The following is a 19,875-nucleotide window of genomic DNA, read 5'->3' on the forward strand; positions in this document are numbered from 1 at the left end:
GATGGAGAGTTTATAGCTCCTATGATTTACAAGGAAAGCATGACGAGCGACTTCTTTGTTAAGTGGTTCAAAACGCAACTCCTGCCTGCTTTGAAGATACCTCATGTCATTGTCATGGACAATGCTAATTTTCATCCCAAGAAGATTTTGGATGAACTTTGCGTCAAAGATAAACACTTCTTCTTACCTCTACCACCTTATTCACCAGATTTGAATCCCATTGAGCAAGCTTGGGCTGTCTTGAAAAAGAAAGTGACAAATTTATTAAGGGAAGTCCCAAATATCTTTGAATGTTTAGAGTGCTTTTTTAAAACTAAATGACTATATCACTTGCTATTTATTGATAAATTTGTCATTTCAAATCGAAAATAAATGGAGAGGTCAAAATTTTTTATACTGTTCGGAAAGACAGTGAAAAATCGCGATTTAAACCCGCATCTCGAGAAGAGGTGTGGGCTTGGTTTTATCTCATAAACTAGTTTACAGGGCTTTCCCGGCAAGAATCTCTGCTTCGATGGTGATCTCTGTCAGTTGGCTCCAATCAATCTTGCTTTGGTTAACGTGAAAGAGGAGGGGTGTCATGCTGAGCAGGGCTTGGCGTTGCTCTACGGTGATAGACTTGGTCAGGGAAGCAATCTGACTAGATTGGATGCTGAAGTGTCCTTGGAAGTGTTCCTTAATATCTTGATTAGAATAATCCTTCTTTGTCAGCTGATCCTGTACCATCTGACGGATTTCCTTGAGGTGGTTTTCAGTAGGAATGACCTTGATTAAGATGCCGTCCTTTGATAAGACTCGTCGGAATTCTCCGTAGTTGGCAGGTGAGAAGATATCAAGTAGGATATCCATGCTGGCGTCTTTTATAGGAAGGCGAGCCAAGTCACCAACAAACCAATTGACTGCCCAGTTGGGTTCACTCTTGGCGGCGATTTGGACCGAGTCTTTCGAAATATCAAAAGCATAGAAGGTTTTGTCAGGGTGCACTTCTTGGAGTTTGCGAGAGTAGAAGCCTTCGCCACAGCCGATATCTAAGACAGTTTTACTTGTTTCTGAGCTAGAAAGCATGGTTGATAAGGCATCTAGAATAGCTTGGTAAAAGCCAGCTTCTAGGATTTGCTGGCGGTTTTGAAAGTTTTTCTTGTCGTAGTTGACGGATTGCTTGATTTGAGGGGCTAGATTGACATAACCGAATTTTGCTAGGTCAAAAGAATGGCGGTTGTTGCATTTGAGACTGCTCTCTGCCAGAGTCAAATTTTCTTGGCAGATAGGACAGGCAAAGGCAGTCGCAGAAGCGAAGCGCTGAAGTTTAGGTTTGAGGTTTGTATTCATAGTTTAAGTGTATCAAAAGAGGCAAATGAAAGCAACTTTAGGAATAAGTAGATGGGAGATTCAGTAGAAATAAAACTAATTCTCCAATTTATGGAATGAAATTGCTTTTATATCTAAATTGCTATATAATAATGATAAGGAGGAAATAAGTATGTTAAAAGAAGTATTAAGCGTCGCAAAAGTTGCAAAAAAATCATCACTCTTTTTGGGTGGTGTCGCATTTGGTACCCTTGGTTTGAAAATCTTGGCAAGTAAGGAAGCTAAAAAAGGTTATTCTAAAGCTTTGGCTAAGGCTTACAAGTTGAAAGACGAGCTAGATGCATCTGTTTCTGTTGTGAAGCAACATGGAGATGATGTCTTGCAAGATGCCAAATATTTGTACGAGCAAGAGAAAAAAGAAGAGCAATTAGATAGCCTTATAGGAGAATAATATGTCTTTTAAAGTGCTACATAGAGGATACCAACATATCCGCCTATCATCTTCTTTTTCACTCACCTTGGATATCCAAGACTATCTTCGTTCCTTGGCGAGAGATGAAAAGGGGATTGAGTCTATCCAGTTTTACATGGATCAACAGCACTTTACTCTACGTATAAAAGAAGGCTTCTCTGTATTAGACAATGCAGAAGCCTTTTTAAAAAGAATTGATAAAGGGAAAGTTTCTGAGTTGATGACTCTTCCTGTTCGTAGAGAAGAGAGTGCCTATTCTATCGTTTCAGGTGCAGCGATTAAGCGTGTGCTTTTTCGTAGCCTTGTGCCGTCTCCTATTCGCTATATATGGACTTGTTATCAGGCTTTTGGATATGTTAAAGAAGCCTATCAAACACTAGCGCGTAAGGAACTAACGATGGAAGTCTTGGACTGTTCGGCTATTTTATTGTCCTTGTTTATGAACCAATCCAAGACTGCCAGCAACATCATGTTTATGCTTGATTTGGGGAATCATTTAGATCAGTGGTCCTTGAAAAAAACTGCAACAGATTTAGAACAAAGCCTTCTTGCAAAAGAAAACGATGTATTCTTGGTAAAGGGCGATACGGTCGTTAGTATCAAGAGTTCCGATGTTCAAATAGGAGATGTCTTGGTCCTATCTCAAGGAAATGAAATTCTGTTTGATGGACAAGTAGTTTCAGGTTTAGGTATGGTCAACGAAAGTTCCTTGACGGGAGAGAGTTTTCCAGTTGAAAAAAGAGAGTTTGATTCGGTTTGTGCAAACACAGTCTTGGAGACTGGGGAGCTACGCATTCGTGTAACCGATAATCAGATGAACAGCCGTATTTTACAGCTGATTGAGTTGATGAAAAAATCTGAAGAAAACAAGAAAACGAAACAACGCTATTTCATCAAGATGGCGGACAAGGTCGTCAAATATAATTTCTTGGGGGCTGGGCTGACTTACCTATTAACGGGTTCTTTTTCTAAGGCTATCTCTTTCCTATTGGTCGATTTCTCCTGCGCTTTGAAAATCTCTACTCCTGTAGCTTATTTGACAGCTATCAAGGAGGGGTTGAACCGTGAAATGGTGATTAAGGATGGAGATGTTCTGGAGAAATACCTGGAAGTTGATACTTTCTTGTTTGATAAGACGGGAACGATCACAACTAGCTATCCGATAGTTGAAAAGGTGTTACCTTTTGGAGACAATAGTGAGGAAGATATTCTCAGAATCAGTGCCTGTCTTGAGGAACACATTTATCATCCTATTGCTAATGCCATCGTCAAGCAAGCCGAGATAGAGGGAATTGAACATGAGGAAATGCATGGGAAACTCCAATATATCGCAAGTAAGGGGATCAAATCTCATATAGATGGCCAACCAGTTCTTATTGGGAATTATGTCTTGATGCAGGATGAGCGGATTCATATCAGTTCAGAACAAAATGCTTTAATTGAAGAGTACAAGAGTCACTACAATCTCTTATTCTTAGCCTACCAGAATGAATTGATTGGAATGTTCTGTATTCATACTCCTTTAAGAAAAGAAGCAAAAGCAGCCTTGGAGAAACTTAAGGCACAAGGGAAAAAATTGATTCTGGCAACAGGGGACACCTTGGTTAGAACAGAGGAATTAGTCAAAGATTTGCCCTTTGATCAGATCTATACAGACTTAAAACCTGATGGGAAATTTGAGTTAGTAGAGGAACTGCAGAAAGCAGGTCACACTATTTTGATGGTTGGAGATGGATTGAATGACTCAGCGGCTCTAACCCTATCAGATATCGGTGTGGTGATGAATGAGAGTGCAGATATTTCTAAGCAGATGAGTGATATCTTATTGTTAGATAATCGCTTGGATTTCTTCCAAGAGTTGGATTCGCTATCATCATCTTTGCAAACACTCATCAAGAAGAATATTCAAGATACCGTTGTCGTAAATAGTAGTTTGATTGGCTTTGGCTTGTTTAACTGGCTCAGCCCTTCAAATCTTTCTATCTTACATAATCTAACAACCTTACGCATAGTCTTGCGTAGCCTGTCTATTAAGGCTAGATAGATGTGGTTATCAACAACAAAAAGGAGTTACCTTTCTCGAGGGTAACTCCTTTGTTTATAGGTAAATGTTTAACAATTTAGTAAGTCAATACAAAATATTTCTTCTTACCACGGCGGATAACAGTGAGTTCGTTCTCTAACTTATCTGCGTCACTCAAGACATAGTCAAGGTCCTGGATGCGGTCGCCGTTGACATAGATAGCTCCATTTTGAACATCTTCACGGGCTTGACGTTTTGAGTTAACCACACCAGAAGATACGAGGAGTTCCACGATGTTGTGGTTTTCGTCTGCTTGTACTTGGTAGTTTGGCACACCACGAAGCCCTTGTTTGAGTTCTTTGACAGAAAGGTTTTTGATATTTCCTGCAAAGAGTTGCTCAGTGATGTTGAGAGCTTCTTTGTAGGCTTCTTCACCGTGAACAAGTGTTACGACTTCACGAGCGAGAACTTTTTGAGCCAAACGTTCGTGTGGCGCCGCTTCAAATTGTTTACGGATGTCTTCAATCTCATCAAGTGACAAGAAGGTAAAGATCTTCAAGAAGCGAACAGCGTCAGCATCCATGACGTTCATCCAGAATTGGTACATTTCGTATGGAGAAGTCTTTTCAGGGTTGAGCCAAACAGCATTTCCTTCAGATTTACCAAATTTCTTACCAGTTGCGTCTGTAATGAGTGGAACAGTAATCACGTGACCAGTCTTGTCAGCCTTACGACGAATCAATTCTGTACCGGCAGTCATATTTCCCCACTGGTCAGAACCACCGATTTGAAGGGTTACATTGTGCTCTTGGTTAAGAACGAAGAAGTCATACCCCTGCATGATTTGGTAGGCAAACTCAGTGTAAGAAATCCCTGTTTCAATACGTTTCTTCACAGACTCCTTGCTCATCATGTAGTTGACAGTGAAGTATTTCCCGATATCACGGAGGAAGTCAATGAAGCTGATGCTGCCAAACCAGTCGTAGTTGTTGACCATGACAGCTTTATTTTCACCATTTTCAAAGTCAAGAAAGCGAGAAAGTTGTCCTTGGATAGACTTGACCCAGCCATCTACTGTGTCTTTTGTTTGGAGACTACGTTCAGCATCTTTGAAGGACGGATCTCCGATGAGACCTGTAGCACCGCCAACGAGCGCATAAGGTTTGTGACCTGCTAACTGCAAACGACGACTTGTCAAGATTGCAACAAGGTGGCCTAGGTGGAGGCTGTCAGCAGTTGGATCGTAGCCAGTATAATAAGAAACTTGACCTTCTTCTAGGGCTTTACGCAAAGCTTCTTCATCAGTCGTTTGAAAAATCAAACCACGCTCTTTTAGCTCATCAAAAATGTGCATGTGTCTTTTCTCCTTTTTAAAATATTGTTTCTACCTATTGTACCACAAACTTGGTAAATAACCTAGTAAAATCGGGAAGAAAGTTGCTGCTTGGACTTTTTTGGAAACGAGTGAAATATGGTATAATAGCACTAGCTTATACTCAATGAAAATCAAAGAGCAAGCTAGGAAGCTAGCCGCAGGTTGCTCAAAACACTGTTTTGAGGTTGTGGATAGAACTGACGAAGTCAGTAACACATATACGGCAAGGCGAGACTGACGTGGTTTGAATTTGATTTTTGAAGAGTATTATTTTCAGAGAAATAGATAAAAACAGTTGAGAAAGGGGCTGAAAGATGTCTCATATTATTGAATTGCCAGAAGTCTTGGCTAACCAGATTGCAGCAGGAGAAGTTATCGAACGTCCTGCCAGTGTAGTTAAAGAGTTAGTTGAAAATGCTATCGACGCTGGCTCAAGCAAGATTATCGTTGAGATTGAAGAAGCTGGTCTTAAGAAAATCCAAATCACCGATAATGGACACGGGATTGCCCACGATGAAGTCGAGTTGGCTCTCCGCCGTCATGCAACCAGTAAGATTAAGAATCAAGCGGATCTCTTTCGGATTCGGACTCTTGGTTTTCGTGGTGAAGCTCTGCCTTCGATCGCATCTGTTAGTGTGCTGACTCTGTTGACAGCAGTGGATGGAGCAAGTCACGGGACCAAGCTAGTGGCTCGTGGGGGAGAAGTAGAAGAAGTTGTGCCTGCGACCAGTCCTGTTGGGACCAAGGTTTGTGTGGAGGATCTTTTTTTCAACACACCAGCTCGTCTCAAGTATATGAAGAGCCAGCAGGCAGAGTTGTCTCATATCATCGATATTGTCAACCGTTTGGGGCTAGCCCATCCTGAGATTTCCTTTAGCCTGATTAGCGATGGCAAGGAAATGACACGGACAGCTGGTACGGGCCAACTGCGTCAAGCCATTGCTGGAATCTATGGTTTGGCCAGTGCCAAAAAGATGGTTGAGATTGAGAATTCTGACCTAGATTTTGAAATTTCAGGTTTTGTCTCATTGCCGGAATTGACGCGCGCTAATCGCAACTACATCAGTCTCTTTATCAACGGCCGTTATATCAAAAATTTCCTGCTCAATCGTGCCATTTTAGATGGTTATGGAAGCAAACTCATGGTGGGGCGTTTTCCGCTGGCTGTGATTCATATCCAGATTGACCCTTACTTAGCCGATGTCAATGTGCACCCGACCAAGCAAGAGGTGCGAATTTCCAAGGAAAGAGAACTAATGGCGCTGGTTTCAGAAGCTATTGCAAAGAGTCTCAAGGAGCAGACCTTGATTCCGGATGCCTTGGAAAATCTTGCCAAATCTACCGTTCGCAACCGTGAAAAAGTAGAGCAAACCATTCTCCCACTTAAAGAAAACAATCTCTACTACGAGCAAACGGAAGCAACAATCTCTATTCCAGCTGAGGTGGCAGACCATCAGGTAAACTTGACAGAAGAGAAACAGGATTTGAATCTGTTTGCTAAGGAAACATTGGATCAGTTGACCAAGCCAGCTAAACTGCATTTTGCAGAGAGAAAATCGGTCAGCTACGACCAACTAGATCATCCAGAGTTAGATATGGCTAGTTTGGATAAGGCTTATGACAAGCTAGAGCGAGAAGAGTCTTCTAGTTTCCCAGAGTTGGAATTTTTCGGGCAGATGCACGGCACCTACCTCTTTGCCCAAGGTCGAGATGGTCTCTACATCATAGACCAGCATGCGGCACAGGAGCGGGTTAAGTATGAGGAGTATCGCGAAAGTATTGGCAATGTTGACCAGAGCCAGCAGCAGCTCCTAGTGCCCTACATCTTTGAATTTCCAGCAGATGATGTCCTTCGTCTCAAGGAAAGAATGCCTCTCTTAGAGGAAGTCGGCGTCTTTCTAGCAGAGTACGGGGAGAATCAATTTATCTTACGCGAACATCCCATTTGGATGGCAGAGGAGGAAATTGAGTCTGGAATCTATGAGATGTGCGACATGCTGCTCTTGACCAAGGAAGTTTCTATCAAGAAATACCGAGCTGAACTAGCCATTATGATGTCCTGCAAGCGGTCTATCAAGGCCAATCATCGTATCGATGACCACTCGGCTAGACAACTTCTATACCAACTTTCTCAATGTGACAACCCCTATAACTGTCCCCACGGACGTCCTGTTTTGGTTCACTTTACCAAGTCGGACATGGAAAAGATGTTCCGTCGCATTCAGGAAAATCACACGAGTCTACGAGAACTAGGAAAATACTAATACTTTTCGAAAATCTCTCTAAACTGCGTCAGCCATGCCTTGCCTAACTCAAGTTATGCCTACAGTCGGCTTCCTAGTTTATTCTTTGATTTTCATTGAGTATAAATTGAAGGGAAAATTATGTACGAATATCTAAAGGGTATTATTACCAAAATTACTGCTAAATACATCGTTCTAGAAGCAAACGGAATCGGCTATATCCTACACGTAGCTAACCCCTATGCCTACTCAGGACAAGTCAATCAAGAAGCTCAAATTTATGTGCATCAAGTCGTGCGTGAGGACGCCCATCTGCTTTATGGATTTCGCTCAGAAGACGAGAAAAAGCTCTTTCTCAGTTTGATCTCTGTGTCAGGCATTGGTCCTGTTTCCGCTCTTGCCATCATCGCAGCTGATGACAATGCAGGTCTCGTTCAAGCTATTGAGACTAAGAACATCACCTACTTGACCAAGTTCCCTAAAATCGGTAAGAAAACAGCCCAACAGATGGTGTTGGACTTAGAAGGGAAAGTTGTTGTGGCAGGAGACGATCTCCCTGCTAAAACTGCAGCTCCATCTAGCAGTGACAACCAAGAACTGGAAGAAGCTATGGAAGCCATGTTGGCTTTGGGCTACAAGGCAACTGAGCTTAAGAAAATCAAGAAATTCTTTGAAGGAACGACAGATACAGCTGAGAACTATATCAAGTCTGCCCTCAAGATGTTGGTGAAATAGGAGAAGTCTATGCCAAAACGTTGTGGCTGGGTTAAAATGAACAACCCTCTATATGTAGCCTACCACGATGAAGAGTGGGGCCAGGCCCTTCATGATGACCAGGCTCTTTTTGAGTTGCTCTGTATGGAGACCTATCAGGCAGGTCTGTCTTGGGAAACGGTGCTCAATAAACGCCAAGCTTTTCGTCAAGCTTTTCATGACTATCAAGTTCAAGGTGTTGCGGACATGACTGATGAAGAATTGGAAGCTTTGATGGATAATCCAGCCATCATCCGCAATCGTGCCAAGATATTTGCGACGCGGGCCAACGCTCAGGCTTTTCTACAAGTTCAGGCAGAATTCGGAACTTTTGATGCCTATCTTTGGTCTTTTGTCGGTGGGAAGACGATTGTGAATGATGTACCTGACTACAGCCAGGCGCCTGCCAAAACAGCTCTATCTGAGAAATTATCCAAAAATCTCAAAAAACGAGGCTTTAAGTTCACTGGACCAGTCGCTGTTTTGTCCTTTCTACAGGCTGCAGGGTTGGTTGATGACCATGAGAATGATTGTGAATGGAAGGGGAATTAAATGATGTCTAGCAAAAATAAGGGAATTCTGATTTTTGCGATTCTCTACACAGTTCTCTTTGTGTTTGATGGCGTTAGATGGTTGGCTTTCTTGATGCCATCTACCATTGCGAATTATCTAAAATATCTAGTCTATGTAGTATTAGCTCTATATGCCTCTTTCTTGTGCAAGGATAGATTGATTCAGCAATGGAATGAGATTAGAAAGACGAAAAGAAAATTCTTCTTTGGCGTTTTAAAAGGCTGGCTCTTTCTTTTTCTCATGACCATTCTCTTTGAACTTCTATCGTCAATATTAAGGCAGTTTTTGGGACTAGACGGACAAAGTCTAAATCAGTCGAATCTTCAAAGCACCTTTCAAGACCAACCCCTACTGATAGCCGTTTTCGCCTGCATCATCGGACCTTTGATGGAAGAACTCTTTTTCCGTCAGCTCTTATTGCATCATTTGCAGAAACAGTTGCCAGATTTACTAAGCATTATTCTGGTAGGACTTATCTTTGCCCTGAGTCATATGCATAATTTAAACTTATCCGAGTGGGTCGGTTCAGTCGGTTATCTAGGTGGTGGCCTGGCCTTTTCAATTATTTATGTGAAAGAAAAGGAGAATATTTACTATCCCTTACTGGTTCATATGTTAAGCAACAGCCTTTCCTTGATCATTTTAGCTATCAGTAGTATGTGATGAAAATGCCAGTAATGATAATGAGAAAAAGCTGAGAAATTCATCTCAGCTTTCTTTGTTATAGTCAAAGCGAATGACTTGCTCCGTTGCGTCTACATACGCGTGGACTCCAAAGGGAACAATTGCTCTTGGTGTAGCATGGCCAACGTTTAGATTATAGACAATCGGGATATTGCTATCAATGGTGTCCATTAAAGCCTCCTTATAGTCGTCATAGAAGGTTTCATCCATAGGTTTTCCGACCAAGAGTCCACTGATAACTTCAAATATCCCAGTGTTCTTTAAAGCCTGCAACATTTTTTTGAAATCATCAGGTTCAGGCTTTTCTTCACTTGTTTCTAGCAATAGAATCTTTCCTTCCCAGTCGGATAAGTCAGGAAAAAGTTTGTATTTTTGGCAGAGGTCTGTGCTATCTGCGTGTAGAGAGTTGTCAAAGCTATCGTAGAGGGATTCGAGGCAACCGCCGAGGATTTCCCCCTCGAACTGGGCAGTTCCTTGTAACAACTCAAAACCAGTATTTGCATGGCTGACACGAGGTGTTCCCAAGGCTTTGGGACTAAAATCAGTTCGTTCCTCATACCAAACATTGCTAGGGCGGATTTCTGAGATTCTTCCCGTCTTAATCAATTCTTTAAAGTAGTGGAGGCTATATGGCAACATTTCTTTGTCCAACTCACAAATGTCTGCTAAAAATGATTGACCATAAAAAGTCTTGATTCCTAGTTTATGCAACATGAGATGGTTCATAGTTGTATCCGAGAAACCGAGAAAAATCTTTTGTTTGATAACTTTTTCTAGTTGGTCATTTTCAAAAAGATAGGGTAATAAACGATAGGTATCGTCTCCACCGATGGCGCATAGGATCATGTCGATGCTATCATCAGAAAAGGCCTGAATCAAATCCTCTGCACGTGCTTCAGGATGTTCTTTGATAAAATCTAAGCCTTTTAGCGAATGGGGTAAAAAGATAGGATTGAGTCCTAGATCCTTGAGACGTTGAATACCCAAGTCCACTTCGTGTTTGACAAAGTCTTCTCCGATAATGCCACTAGACAAACTAACAATACCAATAGTAGAAATCATATCTCATCCTCCTAGAAATAAATTGATGCTATTGTATCACAAAAGAAGAGGGGAAACAACAAGAATTAGAATCAGAAAAAGGCTTTTAGATCACAAAAGTAAGCAAAAAAGCAACCGCTCGATGTGGTTGCATTTTTTATAGTAGTTGCATTCTTATAGAGCAGTAAGGAAGGTCAGTCCGCCAAGGACAACCCCGGCCGAGTTTGGAATGATTAGAATCCAATCTTTCTTAGGCTCTTTTGTCCATCCATAAATGACCCAGATTAAGCAAGAAACAGCTGCTGATAAAGGTTGGAATGGTTGAGCTTTATTTCCTTGTAAATTGGCAAAAATTTGGGGGATGTAGGCTATAAATACAATAATTCCGATAAAGGCACCAATTGAACCGACAATTTGATTAATTCTCTGTTTTGTCATATATATTTCTCCTTATTACTTTATTAGTATAACAGAAAAACAACTTGGAATCAAGGATAAAACCTCGGGATTCCAAGGGAAGACTTTACATTAGAACGTTTTTAGAAAATGTAGCTACTTTTCTTTGGAGAATCAAAAAATGCTTTGAAGCCATAATAAAAGTAGTCTGTCTACAAAACACACTACTTTTTTTGTTTATCTTAATATCTAGCAGGTCCTGCACTTGCGCTCTTAATGTTGAAACGTTTTTTGAGGTAGAAACGTAGGGCAAGGAGAGCTCCTCCAATGACCAACAAAACAAGAGGTGGTAAGCTAATGTTGATGGCTTGTGGAAGGAAGTTACTCAAGAAGAGGATGAAGACCCAAGCAAACATAGTCGCTAACATAACTAAAAGTGATTTCCAGAATGGAGGGCGTTGGCTACGGTCAGTATCTGGTCCGTAGTAGCGGTAGATGAAGTGATAGAGAAGGTAGAAGGCAACTCCACCAAAGGCCCCTACACTGATAAGTGTTACCAATCCGTAAGCTACGGGTTGGTTTGAGAAGAAGCTCATCAAGGCACTAACTACTGCAAACAGTCCTGTAATGAAAAGGGCTGAATCCAACATCATCAATTTTGGATCGTCGTTTTCCTTTGGATGTTCTTTCTCGTATTGCTCTTTTTCGCTAAAGCTGTGAGCCCAGTGAGTTGGTGCTCCGTAAATTGAACGAGCAGTTACACCTTTTGGTTGTTCTTCAAGGATATGAGGAATGACTTCTTCAAGGATGGCCTTGATTTCAGCGTCGGTTTTTCCGTCCTTGAGAAATTGTTGGGTTGCAATGTGGATAAATTCTTGGTTTTTCTTGGTTAATTCTTTTAAATCAATCTGTGACATAATAACTCCTGTTTAGAACCATTTTTTATGGATGAGGTAAAGAGTGAGGGAAACACTCATAGCAAAGGCGATGAAGACGATGAGCCAGAAAGCGTGCGGTTCTCCGTTTAAAGGAATTTCATTATCCTTAAAGTTCATTCCGTAGGCTGAGAAAATCATGGTCGGCACAGACATAACGATGGTCACGAGGGCCAAGGTTTTCATGATATTGTTCTGGTTGTTTGAAATGATAGAGGCAAAGGTCTCTGTCATAGAGTGAAGGACGTTTCCATAGATATCCGCCATCTCGATGGCCTGTTGCGTTTCAATCAAGGTGTCTTCAAGTAGATCTTCATCTTCGAGGTATTTCTTGATATTGCTAGTCGCACTGGTCAATTTTTTAATCACGCGCTCATTTGTCTTCAGAGAAGCTTTGAAGTAGACGATGGTCTTTTCCAACTCCATGAGTTCGATCAATTCTTCGTTTCGAGTAGATTTGTGAAGTTGACTCTCAATCTGCTCACTCTTACGTTCGATTGAACGGAGGGCGGTTAGGTAAATCTCCGCATTGCGGTAGAGGATTTGGAAGATAAAGCGCGAACGCATGAAGGTATAGAAATTCCGAAGTCTACGATTGATAAAGACATCAAGAAGTGGGAGAGGCTCCAAACAAGTGGTAATGATAGCTTCTTCTGTGATGATAATCCCCAAGGGAATAGTCACATAGTAGGTCTGGTTATTTCTTTCCTCTGTGATTGGGACGTCTACGATAATCAAGGTGTACTCATCTTCGATGGTGATACGAGACATCTCTTCCGCATCGAGCGGTGCACGGAGGTCTGCGATATCAATATCAAAGGCTGAGGCGATTTCCATCGATTCGCTTTGTGTAGGATTGACGAGATTGATCCAAGTGCCCGGCTGGAGCGTATCAATCTCTTTAAATTCAGTTGTAGTTGAGAGAAAGACTTGCTTCATATCTCTTATCCTTTCCTAATCTAATCCGTGTTTCAGTGATTTTTGACACCGTACTATTATACTACAAAATCGGCTTTTTTGGTAATAGAATTTCACTTTTTTTGGTATAATGGAAAGCAACAATGGACTAGAAAGAAGTAACATGCAAGATAAGATTGTCATCCATGGGGCACGCGCCCATAATTTAAAAAATATTGACGTGGAAATTCCACGAGACAAACTAGTTGTGGTGACGGGACTATCTGGATCTGGGAAGTCTAGTTTGGCCTTTGATACCCTTTATGCAGAAGGGCAACGCCGCTATGTTGAAAGTCTGTCAGCCTATGCTCGTCAGTTTTTGGGTAATATGGAAAAGCCAGATGTGGATTCTATCGATGGTCTCAGCCCTGCCATTTCTATTGACCAGAAGACGACCAGTAAAAATCCTCGTTCGACGGTTGGGACAACGACGGAAATCAACGACTATTTGCGTCTCCTATATGCACGTGTCGGAACACCTTACTGTATCAATGGACATGGGGCTATCAAGGCTTCGTCTGTCGAACAGATCGTAGACAAGGTTTTGGAATTACCCGAGCGCCAGCGTCTGCAGATTTTGGCTCCTGTTATTCGTAAGAAAAAAGGTCAGCATAAGACTCTGATTGAAAAGATTCAAAAAGATGGTTACGTCCGTGTCCGTGTGGATGGAGTTGTCTATGATGTGACCGAAATTCCTGAACTTGAAAAGAATAAGCAACACAACATCGATGTGGTGGTAGACCGTATTATCATCAAGGAAGGTATCCGTAGTCGTCTCTTTGATTCCATCGAAGCAGCCCTCCGTATTGCTGAAGGATATGTCATTATCGATACCATGGATGACTCTGAGTTGCTCTTCTCAGAACACTACGCTTGTCCAGTCTGTGGCTTTACGGTTCCAGAACTAGAACCTCGTCTCTTCTCTTTCAATGCACCGTTTGGTTCATGTAGTGAGTGTGATGGTTTGGGGATCAAGCTAGAGGTTGATACGGATCTAGTAGTGCCAGATGCTAGTAAAACCCTTGGTGAGGGAGCATTGGCACCTTGGAACCCTATCTCTTCTAACTATTATCCAAATATGCTAGAACAAGCCATGACAGCCTTTGGAGTGGATATGGATACTCCTTTTGAGGCCTTATCAGAGGAGGATAAGAATCTCATTTTTTATGGTTCAGATGGTAAGGAATTCCATTTCCACTATGAGAATGAATTCGGCGGAGTTCGCGACATCGACATCCCTTTTGAAGGAGTTGTCAATAATATCAAACGTCGCTATCATGAAACCAATAGTGACTACACTCGCACTCAGATGCGCCTTTATATGAATGAGCTAACTTGTGGCACCTGTCACGGTTATCGTCTCAATGACCAAGCCTTATCTGTTCGAGTAGGGGGAGAAAAAGGACTCCACATCGGAGAAATTTCAGACCTCTCCATCGCAGACCACTTAGAAGCTATTGATCAGTTGAGCCTATCAAAAAATGAAGCCATCATCGCTCGTCCAATTCTTAAAGAAATAAAAGACCGCTTGACCTTCCTCAACAATGTCGGTCTCAACTATCTGACCCTGTCTCGTTCTGCAGGAACATTATCAGGTGGGGAGAGTCAACGTATTCGCTTGGCTACTCAGATTGGTTCCAACCTCTCAGGAGTACTCTATATCCTAGATGAGCCGTCCATCGGTCTTCACCAGAGGGACAATGACCGCTTAATTGCCAGTCTGAAAAAGATGCGTGACTTGGGTAACACCTTGATCGTGGTAGAACACGATGAAGATACTATGAGAGAAGCTGATTATCTGATTGACGTTGGCCCTGGTGCAGGTGTCTTTGGTGGAGAAATTGTTGCTGCAGGAACGCCTAAGCAGGTAGCTCGCAACAGCAAATCCATTACAGGACAGTATCTATCAGGGAAACGCTCGATTCCTGTACCATCAGAACGTCGCGTTGGAAATGGTCGCTTGATCGAAGTGACAGGTGCGCGTGAGAACAACTTGCAAAATATCACCGCTCGCTTCCCACTCGGGAAATTCATTGCGGTGACAGGGGTGTCTGGTTCAGGGAAGTCGACACTCATTAACAGTATTCTCAAAAAAGCCATTGCTCAAAAGCTCAATCGCAATTCAGACAAGCCTGGTAAGTTTAAAACCATTACAGGAATCGAGCATATCGATCGTCTGATAGACATTGACCAGAGTCCAATTGGACGAACACCGAGGTCTAATCCTGCGACCTATACAGGTGTCTTTGATGATATTCGAGACCTCTTTGCTCAGACAAATGAAGCCAAGATTCGTGGCTATAAGAAGGGGCGTTTCAGTTTTAATGTCAAGGGTGGGCGCTGTGAGGCCTGCTCGGGTGACGGGATTATCAAGATTGAAATGCACTTCTTACCAGATGTATACGTAGCTTGTGAAGTTTGTCATGGGACTCGCTACAATAGCGAAACCCTGGAAGTTCACTACAAGGAAAAGAATATCTCGCAAGTATTGGATATGACCGTCAACGATGCGGTAGAATTTTTCAAACACATTCCAAAAATTCAACGCAAACTCCAGACAATCAAGGATGTAGGTCTAGGTTATGTGACCTTGGGACAACCTGCCACAACTCTTTCTGGTGGAGAAGCGCAACGTATGAAGTTAGCTAGTGAACTCCACAAACGCTCGACAGGTAAGTCTTTCTACATTTTAGATGAACCGACAACTGGTTTGCATACCGAGGACATTGCTCGCCTACTCACCGTTTTGTCTCGCTTTGTCGATGATGGAAATACAGTTCTCGTGATCGAGCACAATCTAGATGTCATCAAAACAGCAGACCATATTATCGACCTAGGACCAGAAGGTGGTGTTGGCGGTGGTACTATTATCGCAACAGGAACTCCAGAAGAAGTAGCTGCTAACCAAGCTAGCTACACAGGACAGTATTTGAAAGGAAAGTTACATCATGAATAAACGTGTACAAGCATTTTTAGATAAAATGCAAGAAAAAGAACTAGATGGAATCATTATCAATAACCTTAAAAATGTCTACTATTTGACAGGATTTTGGGGTTCAAATGGGACAGTCTTTATCAGTCGTGACCGTCAGGTCTTAGTGACAGATGCCCGCTATATCATCGCTGCCAAGCAAGAAGTTACTGGCTTTGAGATTTTTGCAGAGCGTGACGAGTTGGCTACTATCGCAAAGATTGCAAAAGATATGGGCCTTTCTCGTATCGGGTTTGAAGATGAAATTTCAGTTTCTTATTACCACCGTATGCAAACCGCCTTTGAAGGTTTGGAACTAGTTCCTCAGACTCAGTTTGTTGAAGCGCTTCGTATGATTAAGGATGAGACAGAAATTGCGACTATTCGCAAGGCTTGTTCCATCTCAGACCAAGCTTTCCACGATGTTCTTGACTTTATCAAGCCTGGGAAGACAGAAATTGAAATTGCCAACTTCCTGGACTTCCGTATGCGTGAATTAGGAGCTGCTGGTTTGTCTTTTGACACGATTCTAGCTAGTGGAATCAACTCTTCTAAACCTCACGCCCATCCAATGCACAAGCCAGTAGAACTAGGCGAAGCTATTACCATGGACTTTGGTTGTCTTTATGACCACTATGTCAGTGATATGACTCGTACTATTTACCTAGGCCATGTCAGCGACGAACAAGCAGAAATCTACAACACCGTTTTGAAGGCCAACCAAGCATTGATTGACCAAGCTAAGGCTGGCTTAGGTTTCCGTGACTTTGATAAAATTCCTCGTGATATCATTGTTGAAGCAGGCTATGGAGAATATTTTACTCACGGTATCGGGCACGGTATTGGACTTGATATCCACGAAGAACCTTACTTTAGCCAAACTTCGAAAGAAGTTATTAAATCTGGGATGGTCTTGACTGATGAACCTGGTATTTATATTGAAGATAAATACGGGGTTCGTATCGAAGATGATATCCTGATTACAGATACCGGTTGTGAGTTATTAACCCTTGCTCCAAAAGAATTAATCGTAATCTAAGAAAAATGAGATAAATCGTTGACTTTTACTAGTTAAAGGTTTATACTGAAAGGCGAAAACGGTAGGTGAGGCTACCATAGGGATACGGATGACTACCGCAAAGCAGTGGAGACACTACTCGTTGGTCAACAGTCCTGGTCGCGAAGGTCAAGACTAAGCTCATTACATCGCCCTATGGAGTTAAAGCTTGAACGAAAACAGATAATAAGTTTTTTAGTCCTGCCATTTTATGGCAGGACTTTCTGCTGTTTTAAAACAAAGAAAGGAGAAAAACGATGCAAATTGACGATCATCCAGAACCGCACATACACAGCCAATCGCTGATTTGTGTCGTTTTGTCCTTATAAAGTGATTGGTCCCTGTGTATGAAATTATCATTCATACAGATAGGAGAAACCAATGAAAACTACAAAAGAAAGATTAGCAGCAGCTATTCAAACTCCATTCAAAGAAAGTCTAGCTTTTTACCATACAAGTCTAAAAGGCTTAGATTCAGAACAAGTCGAAGAAAACCGTGACCTATATGGTGAAAACACCATCACAAAGGGTCAAGAGGATTCCATCTTTAAAAAGATTTATGAGTCCATTATCAATCCTTTCACAATCATTTTGCTTGTGATTGCCTTTATCTCTCTCGTTACAAACGTCTGGCTTGCCAAACCTGGTCAAGAGGACCCGACAACCTCTATCATTATCGTTGTCTTGGTTTTGATTTCAGGAGGCATCCGTTTTGTTCAAGAGTTGCGGAGTGACAAGGCAACAACCAATCTTTCAAAAATGATTGTCAATACAGCAACTGTTATTCGCGATGGTCTTGAACAAGAGTTACCCATCGATGACTTGGTTGTGGGAGACCTCGTGAAATTGAGTGCGGGAGATATGATTCCTGCAGATGTTATCTTATTTGAATCACGCGACTTTTTCGTTCAACAGTCAGGCTTGACTGGAGAAAGTGATGCAGTCGAAAAACTTGCTTTAAATAAAGCCACCAATCAAAATGTAGATAGCCTACTAGAAGCAGAATCTTTGGCATTCATGGGGACAAACGTTATCTCAGGAAGTGCTACGGCTATGGTTCTAGCGGTTGGTGATGATACCATGATGGGAGCTATTGAACAAACTCTCAACACCTATGATGAGCCAACTTCTTTTGAACGTGAAATGAACAGCATTTCCTGGCTCTTGATCCGCTTGATGCTTGTCATGGTTCCAATCGTGTTTTTCGCAAATGGATTGACCGATGGAGACTGGCTAGAAGCTGGAGTGTTTGCCTTGAGCGTTGGTGTCGGACTTACACCAGAAATGCTTCCGATGATTATCACAGCCAGCTTGGCCAAAGGTTCTATTATTATGGCCAAGGAAAAGGTGGTCATCAAAAAACTCAATGCTATCCAAGACTTAGGAGCAATCGATATCCTTTGTACGGATAAAACTGGAACTCTAACGCAAGATGAGATTGTCTTAGAATATCCCTTGGATATCCATGGTGATTTGGATATGGCGGTTTTAAGAAGGGCTTATCTAAATTCACATTTTCAAACAGGTTTGAAAAACTTGATGGACCGTGCCATTATCAGTAGAACTGAAAAAGAAGCCAAGGAATATGTTATCCTACAAAATCTAGACACTAGCTTCCAAAAAATCGACGAACTACCATTTGATTTTGAACGCAGACGCATGAGTGTTATCGTCAAAGATGATAGCAATGTTGTTAGTATGGTGACCAAAGGCGCCTTGGAAGAAATGTTGACCATTTCGACACATGTGGAATATCGTGGAGAAATAATCCCTATTACCGAAGATATTCGCCAAGAAGTACTGGCAGAAGTTGGTCAATTAAACCGTCAAGGCTTGCGTGTCTTAGGTGTTGGCTACAAATCAGGTCTACGTGAAGATTATGCCTATGCTGTGACTGATGAAAGTGACATGATCCTTACGGGTTATCTTGCCTTCTTGGATCCACCAAAACCATCTGCAGCACCAGCTATTCAAGCTTTGCTTGAACATGGTGTCAGAACAAAAATTTTAACTGGAGATAATGAAAAAGTAACCCAAGCCATTTGTGAAAAGGTTGGTTTGGATGTTGAACATATGCTCTTAGGCTCTGATATCGACCAAATGACAGACCAAGAATTGGCAGAAGTGGTTGAAAAAGTAACAGTCTTTGCTAAATTGTCACCTGACCAAAAAGCGCGTATCATTCTACAGTTGAAGAGAAACGGTCATGGAGTTGGTTATATGGGTGACGGTATTAATGATGCCCCATCTATGAAGGTAGCAGATGTCGGTATTTCTGTAGATACAGCAGTAGACATTGCCAAAGAAACAGCGGATGTTATTTTGTTAGACAAGGATCTCATGGTTCTTGAAACTGGTATCGTTGAAGGTCGTAAGGTCTACGCCAACATGACCAAGTACATCAAGATGACCGTCAGTTCAAACTTTGGGAATATCTTCTCACTCCTTGTTGCGAGTATCTTCTTGCCATTTTTACCAATGGCTCCTGTTCATCTCATTGTTTTAAACCTAGTCTATGATTTGTCTTGTGTGGCATTGCCATTTGATAATGTGGATCAAGACTTCCTCAAACAACCCCATACATGGGAAGCAAAATCTATTACTCGATTTATGGTTTGGATGGGTCCAATTTCATCTATCTTTGATATTCTGACCTTTATTTTCCTCTATTTTATCATTGTTCCTTTGGTGACAGGCTATCATTATGTTCATGGTTCTGAATCTGCCCTTCAGTTTATTATCTTGTTCCAAACAGGATGGTTCATCGAATCTATGTGGTCTCAAACTATGGTTATCCATATGCTTCGTACAGCAAAAGTTCCTTTTGTACAAAGCAGACCAGCTTGGCTTGTGATTTTTACAACTTTGGTTGCGGCTTTCTTCGTAACTAGTCTACCTTATGGCCCACTAGTGAATATCCTTCGTTTAGCTCCATTGGGACTTCCATACTTCTTGTTTTTAGTCGGTATTATTTTCTTGTACATGTTTAGCGTCACCGTTATTAAGAAATTTTACATTAAGAAATATAAAGAATGGTTATAGTTCGTGTTTTGTCAAGAAAAAAGTTCAAAAATTGCCAAAAAAGTT

General features: G+C 41.7%; 16 protein-coding genes and 1 riboswitch. Of the genes, 10 read left to right on the forward strand and 6 right to left on the reverse strand.

Annotated elements, in window-relative coordinates; all coding sequences use genetic code 11:
- On the forward strand, positions 1-321 hold a 321-nt coding region (locus PCY17_RS05545), incomplete at its 5' end, for a transposase (RefSeq protein ID WP_301392104.1).
- A 159-nt stretch (positions 322-480) separates the two neighbouring features.
- On the opposite strand, the gene PCY17_RS05550 is transcribed toward PCY17_RS05545, so the two are convergent.
- Entirely contained in the window at positions 481-1,329 is an 849-nt protein-coding gene (locus PCY17_RS05550) for a putative RNA methyltransferase (RefSeq protein WP_301392105.1), read from the reverse strand.
- 151 nt (positions 1,330-1,480) lie between these two features.
- On the opposite strand from PCY17_RS05550, the gene PCY17_RS05555 reads away from it, so the two are divergent.
- Both PCY17_RS05555 and PCY17_RS05560 read left to right on the forward strand, forming a co-directional pair.
- On the forward strand, positions 1,481-1,759 hold the full coding sequence (locus PCY17_RS05555) for a DUF6110 family protein (protein WP_000910903.1): 279 nt from the start codon (positions 1,481-1,483) through the stop codon (positions 1,757-1,759).
- 1 nt (position 1,760) lies between these two features.
- Complete coding sequence (locus PCY17_RS05560; protein ID WP_301392106.1) at positions 1,761-3,824, forward strand: heavy metal translocating P-type ATPase; 2,064 nt, start codon at positions 1,761-1,763, stop codon at positions 3,822-3,824.
- A 76-nt stretch (positions 3,825-3,900) separates the two neighbouring features.
- On the opposite strand, the gene tyrS is transcribed toward PCY17_RS05560, so the two are convergent.
- Positions 3,901-5,157, reverse strand: a complete 1,257-nt coding sequence (gene tyrS / locus PCY17_RS05565; RefSeq protein WP_049502816.1) for a tyrosine--tRNA ligase — start codon at positions 5,155-5,157, stop codon at positions 3,901-3,903.
- Between the two features lie 335 nt (positions 5,158-5,492).
- Between tyrS and mutL the strand changes: the two genes are divergently transcribed.
- The 4 genes from mutL (at position 5,493) to PCY17_RS05585 (ending at position 9,410) form a co-directional block, all read left to right on the forward strand.
- On the forward strand, positions 5,493-7,442 hold the full coding sequence (gene mutL, locus PCY17_RS05570; RefSeq protein WP_301392107.1) for a DNA mismatch repair endonuclease MutL: 1,950 nt from the start codon (positions 5,493-5,495) through the stop codon (positions 7,440-7,442).
- Between the two features lie 120 nt (positions 7,443-7,562).
- Positions 7,563-8,156, forward strand: coding sequence for a Holliday junction branch migration protein RuvA (gene ruvA, locus PCY17_RS05575; protein WP_000273405.1), 594 nt, complete (start codon positions 7,563-7,565; stop codon positions 8,154-8,156).
- Between the two features lie 9 nt (positions 8,157-8,165).
- Positions 8,166-8,726, forward strand: coding sequence for a DNA-3-methyladenine glycosylase I (locus PCY17_RS05580; RefSeq protein ID WP_301392108.1), 561 nt, complete (start codon positions 8,166-8,168; stop codon positions 8,724-8,726).
- The gene (locus PCY17_RS05585; RefSeq protein ID WP_301392109.1) at positions 8,727-9,410 is read left to right on the forward strand and encodes a CPBP family intramembrane glutamic endopeptidase; all 684 of its coding nucleotides are present in this window, start codon (positions 8,727-8,729) and stop codon (positions 9,408-9,410) included.
- A 45-nt stretch (positions 9,411-9,455) separates the two neighbouring features.
- On the opposite strand, the gene PCY17_RS05590 is transcribed toward PCY17_RS05585, so the two are convergent.
- From PCY17_RS05590 to PCY17_RS05605, 4 genes are all read right to left on the reverse strand, one after another.
- A complete protein-coding gene (locus PCY17_RS05590; protein WP_301392110.1) occupies positions 9,456-10,493 on the reverse strand; it encodes a S66 peptidase family protein in 1,038 nt (345 codons plus the stop codon).
- Positions 10,494-10,646: 153 nt separating this feature from the next.
- Positions 10,647-10,910, reverse strand: coding sequence for a SemiSWEET family transporter (locus PCY17_RS05595; RefSeq protein WP_049496815.1), 264 nt, complete (start codon positions 10,908-10,910; stop codon positions 10,647-10,649).
- A gap of 200 nt (positions 10,911-11,110) precedes the next feature.
- The gene (locus tag PCY17_RS05600; RefSeq protein ID WP_006146142.1) at positions 11,111-11,785 is read right to left on the reverse strand and encodes a DUF1129 domain-containing protein; all 675 of its coding nucleotides are present in this window, start codon (positions 11,783-11,785) and stop codon (positions 11,111-11,113) included.
- 12 nt (positions 11,786-11,797) lie between these two features.
- Positions 11,798-12,742 carry a magnesium transporter CorA family protein gene (locus PCY17_RS05605; RefSeq protein ID WP_223140287.1) on the reverse strand — a complete coding sequence of 315 codons (945 nt, stop codon included), beginning with the start codon at positions 12,740-12,742 and terminating at the stop codon, positions 11,798-11,800.
- A gap of 142 nt (positions 12,743-12,884) precedes the next feature.
- Here PCY17_RS05605 and uvrA point away from each other — a divergent pair, with 142 nt between their 5' ends.
- The 3 genes from uvrA to mgtA all read left to right on the forward strand — a co-directional run bounded on the left by uvrA (position 12,885) and on the right by mgtA (position 19,830).
- Complete coding sequence (uvrA, locus tag PCY17_RS05610) at positions 12,885-15,716, forward strand: excinuclease ABC subunit UvrA (protein ID WP_301392111.1); 2,832 nt, start codon at positions 12,885-12,887, stop codon at positions 15,714-15,716.
- Positions 15,709-16,770: a Xaa-Pro peptidase family protein gene (locus tag PCY17_RS05615; protein ID WP_301392112.1), complete on the forward strand. Its 1,062-nt coding sequence runs from the start codon at positions 15,709-15,711 to the stop codon at positions 16,768-16,770. Before uvrA ends, PCY17_RS05615 begins: the two co-directional genes overlap by 8 nt.
- Positions 16,771-16,823: 53 nt before the next feature.
- Positions 16,824-16,977, forward strand: a riboswitch (M-box (ykoK) riboswitch).
- A 192-nt stretch (positions 16,978-17,169) separates the two neighbouring features.
- Positions 17,170-19,830: a magnesium-translocating P-type ATPase gene (gene mgtA, locus PCY17_RS05620; RefSeq protein ID WP_301392113.1), complete on the forward strand. Its 2,661-nt coding sequence runs from the start codon at positions 17,170-17,172 to the stop codon at positions 19,828-19,830.
- Positions 19,831-19,875: the final 45 nt, after the last annotated feature.

The sequence above is a fragment of the Streptococcus sp. SO2 genome, assembly GCF_030440025.1.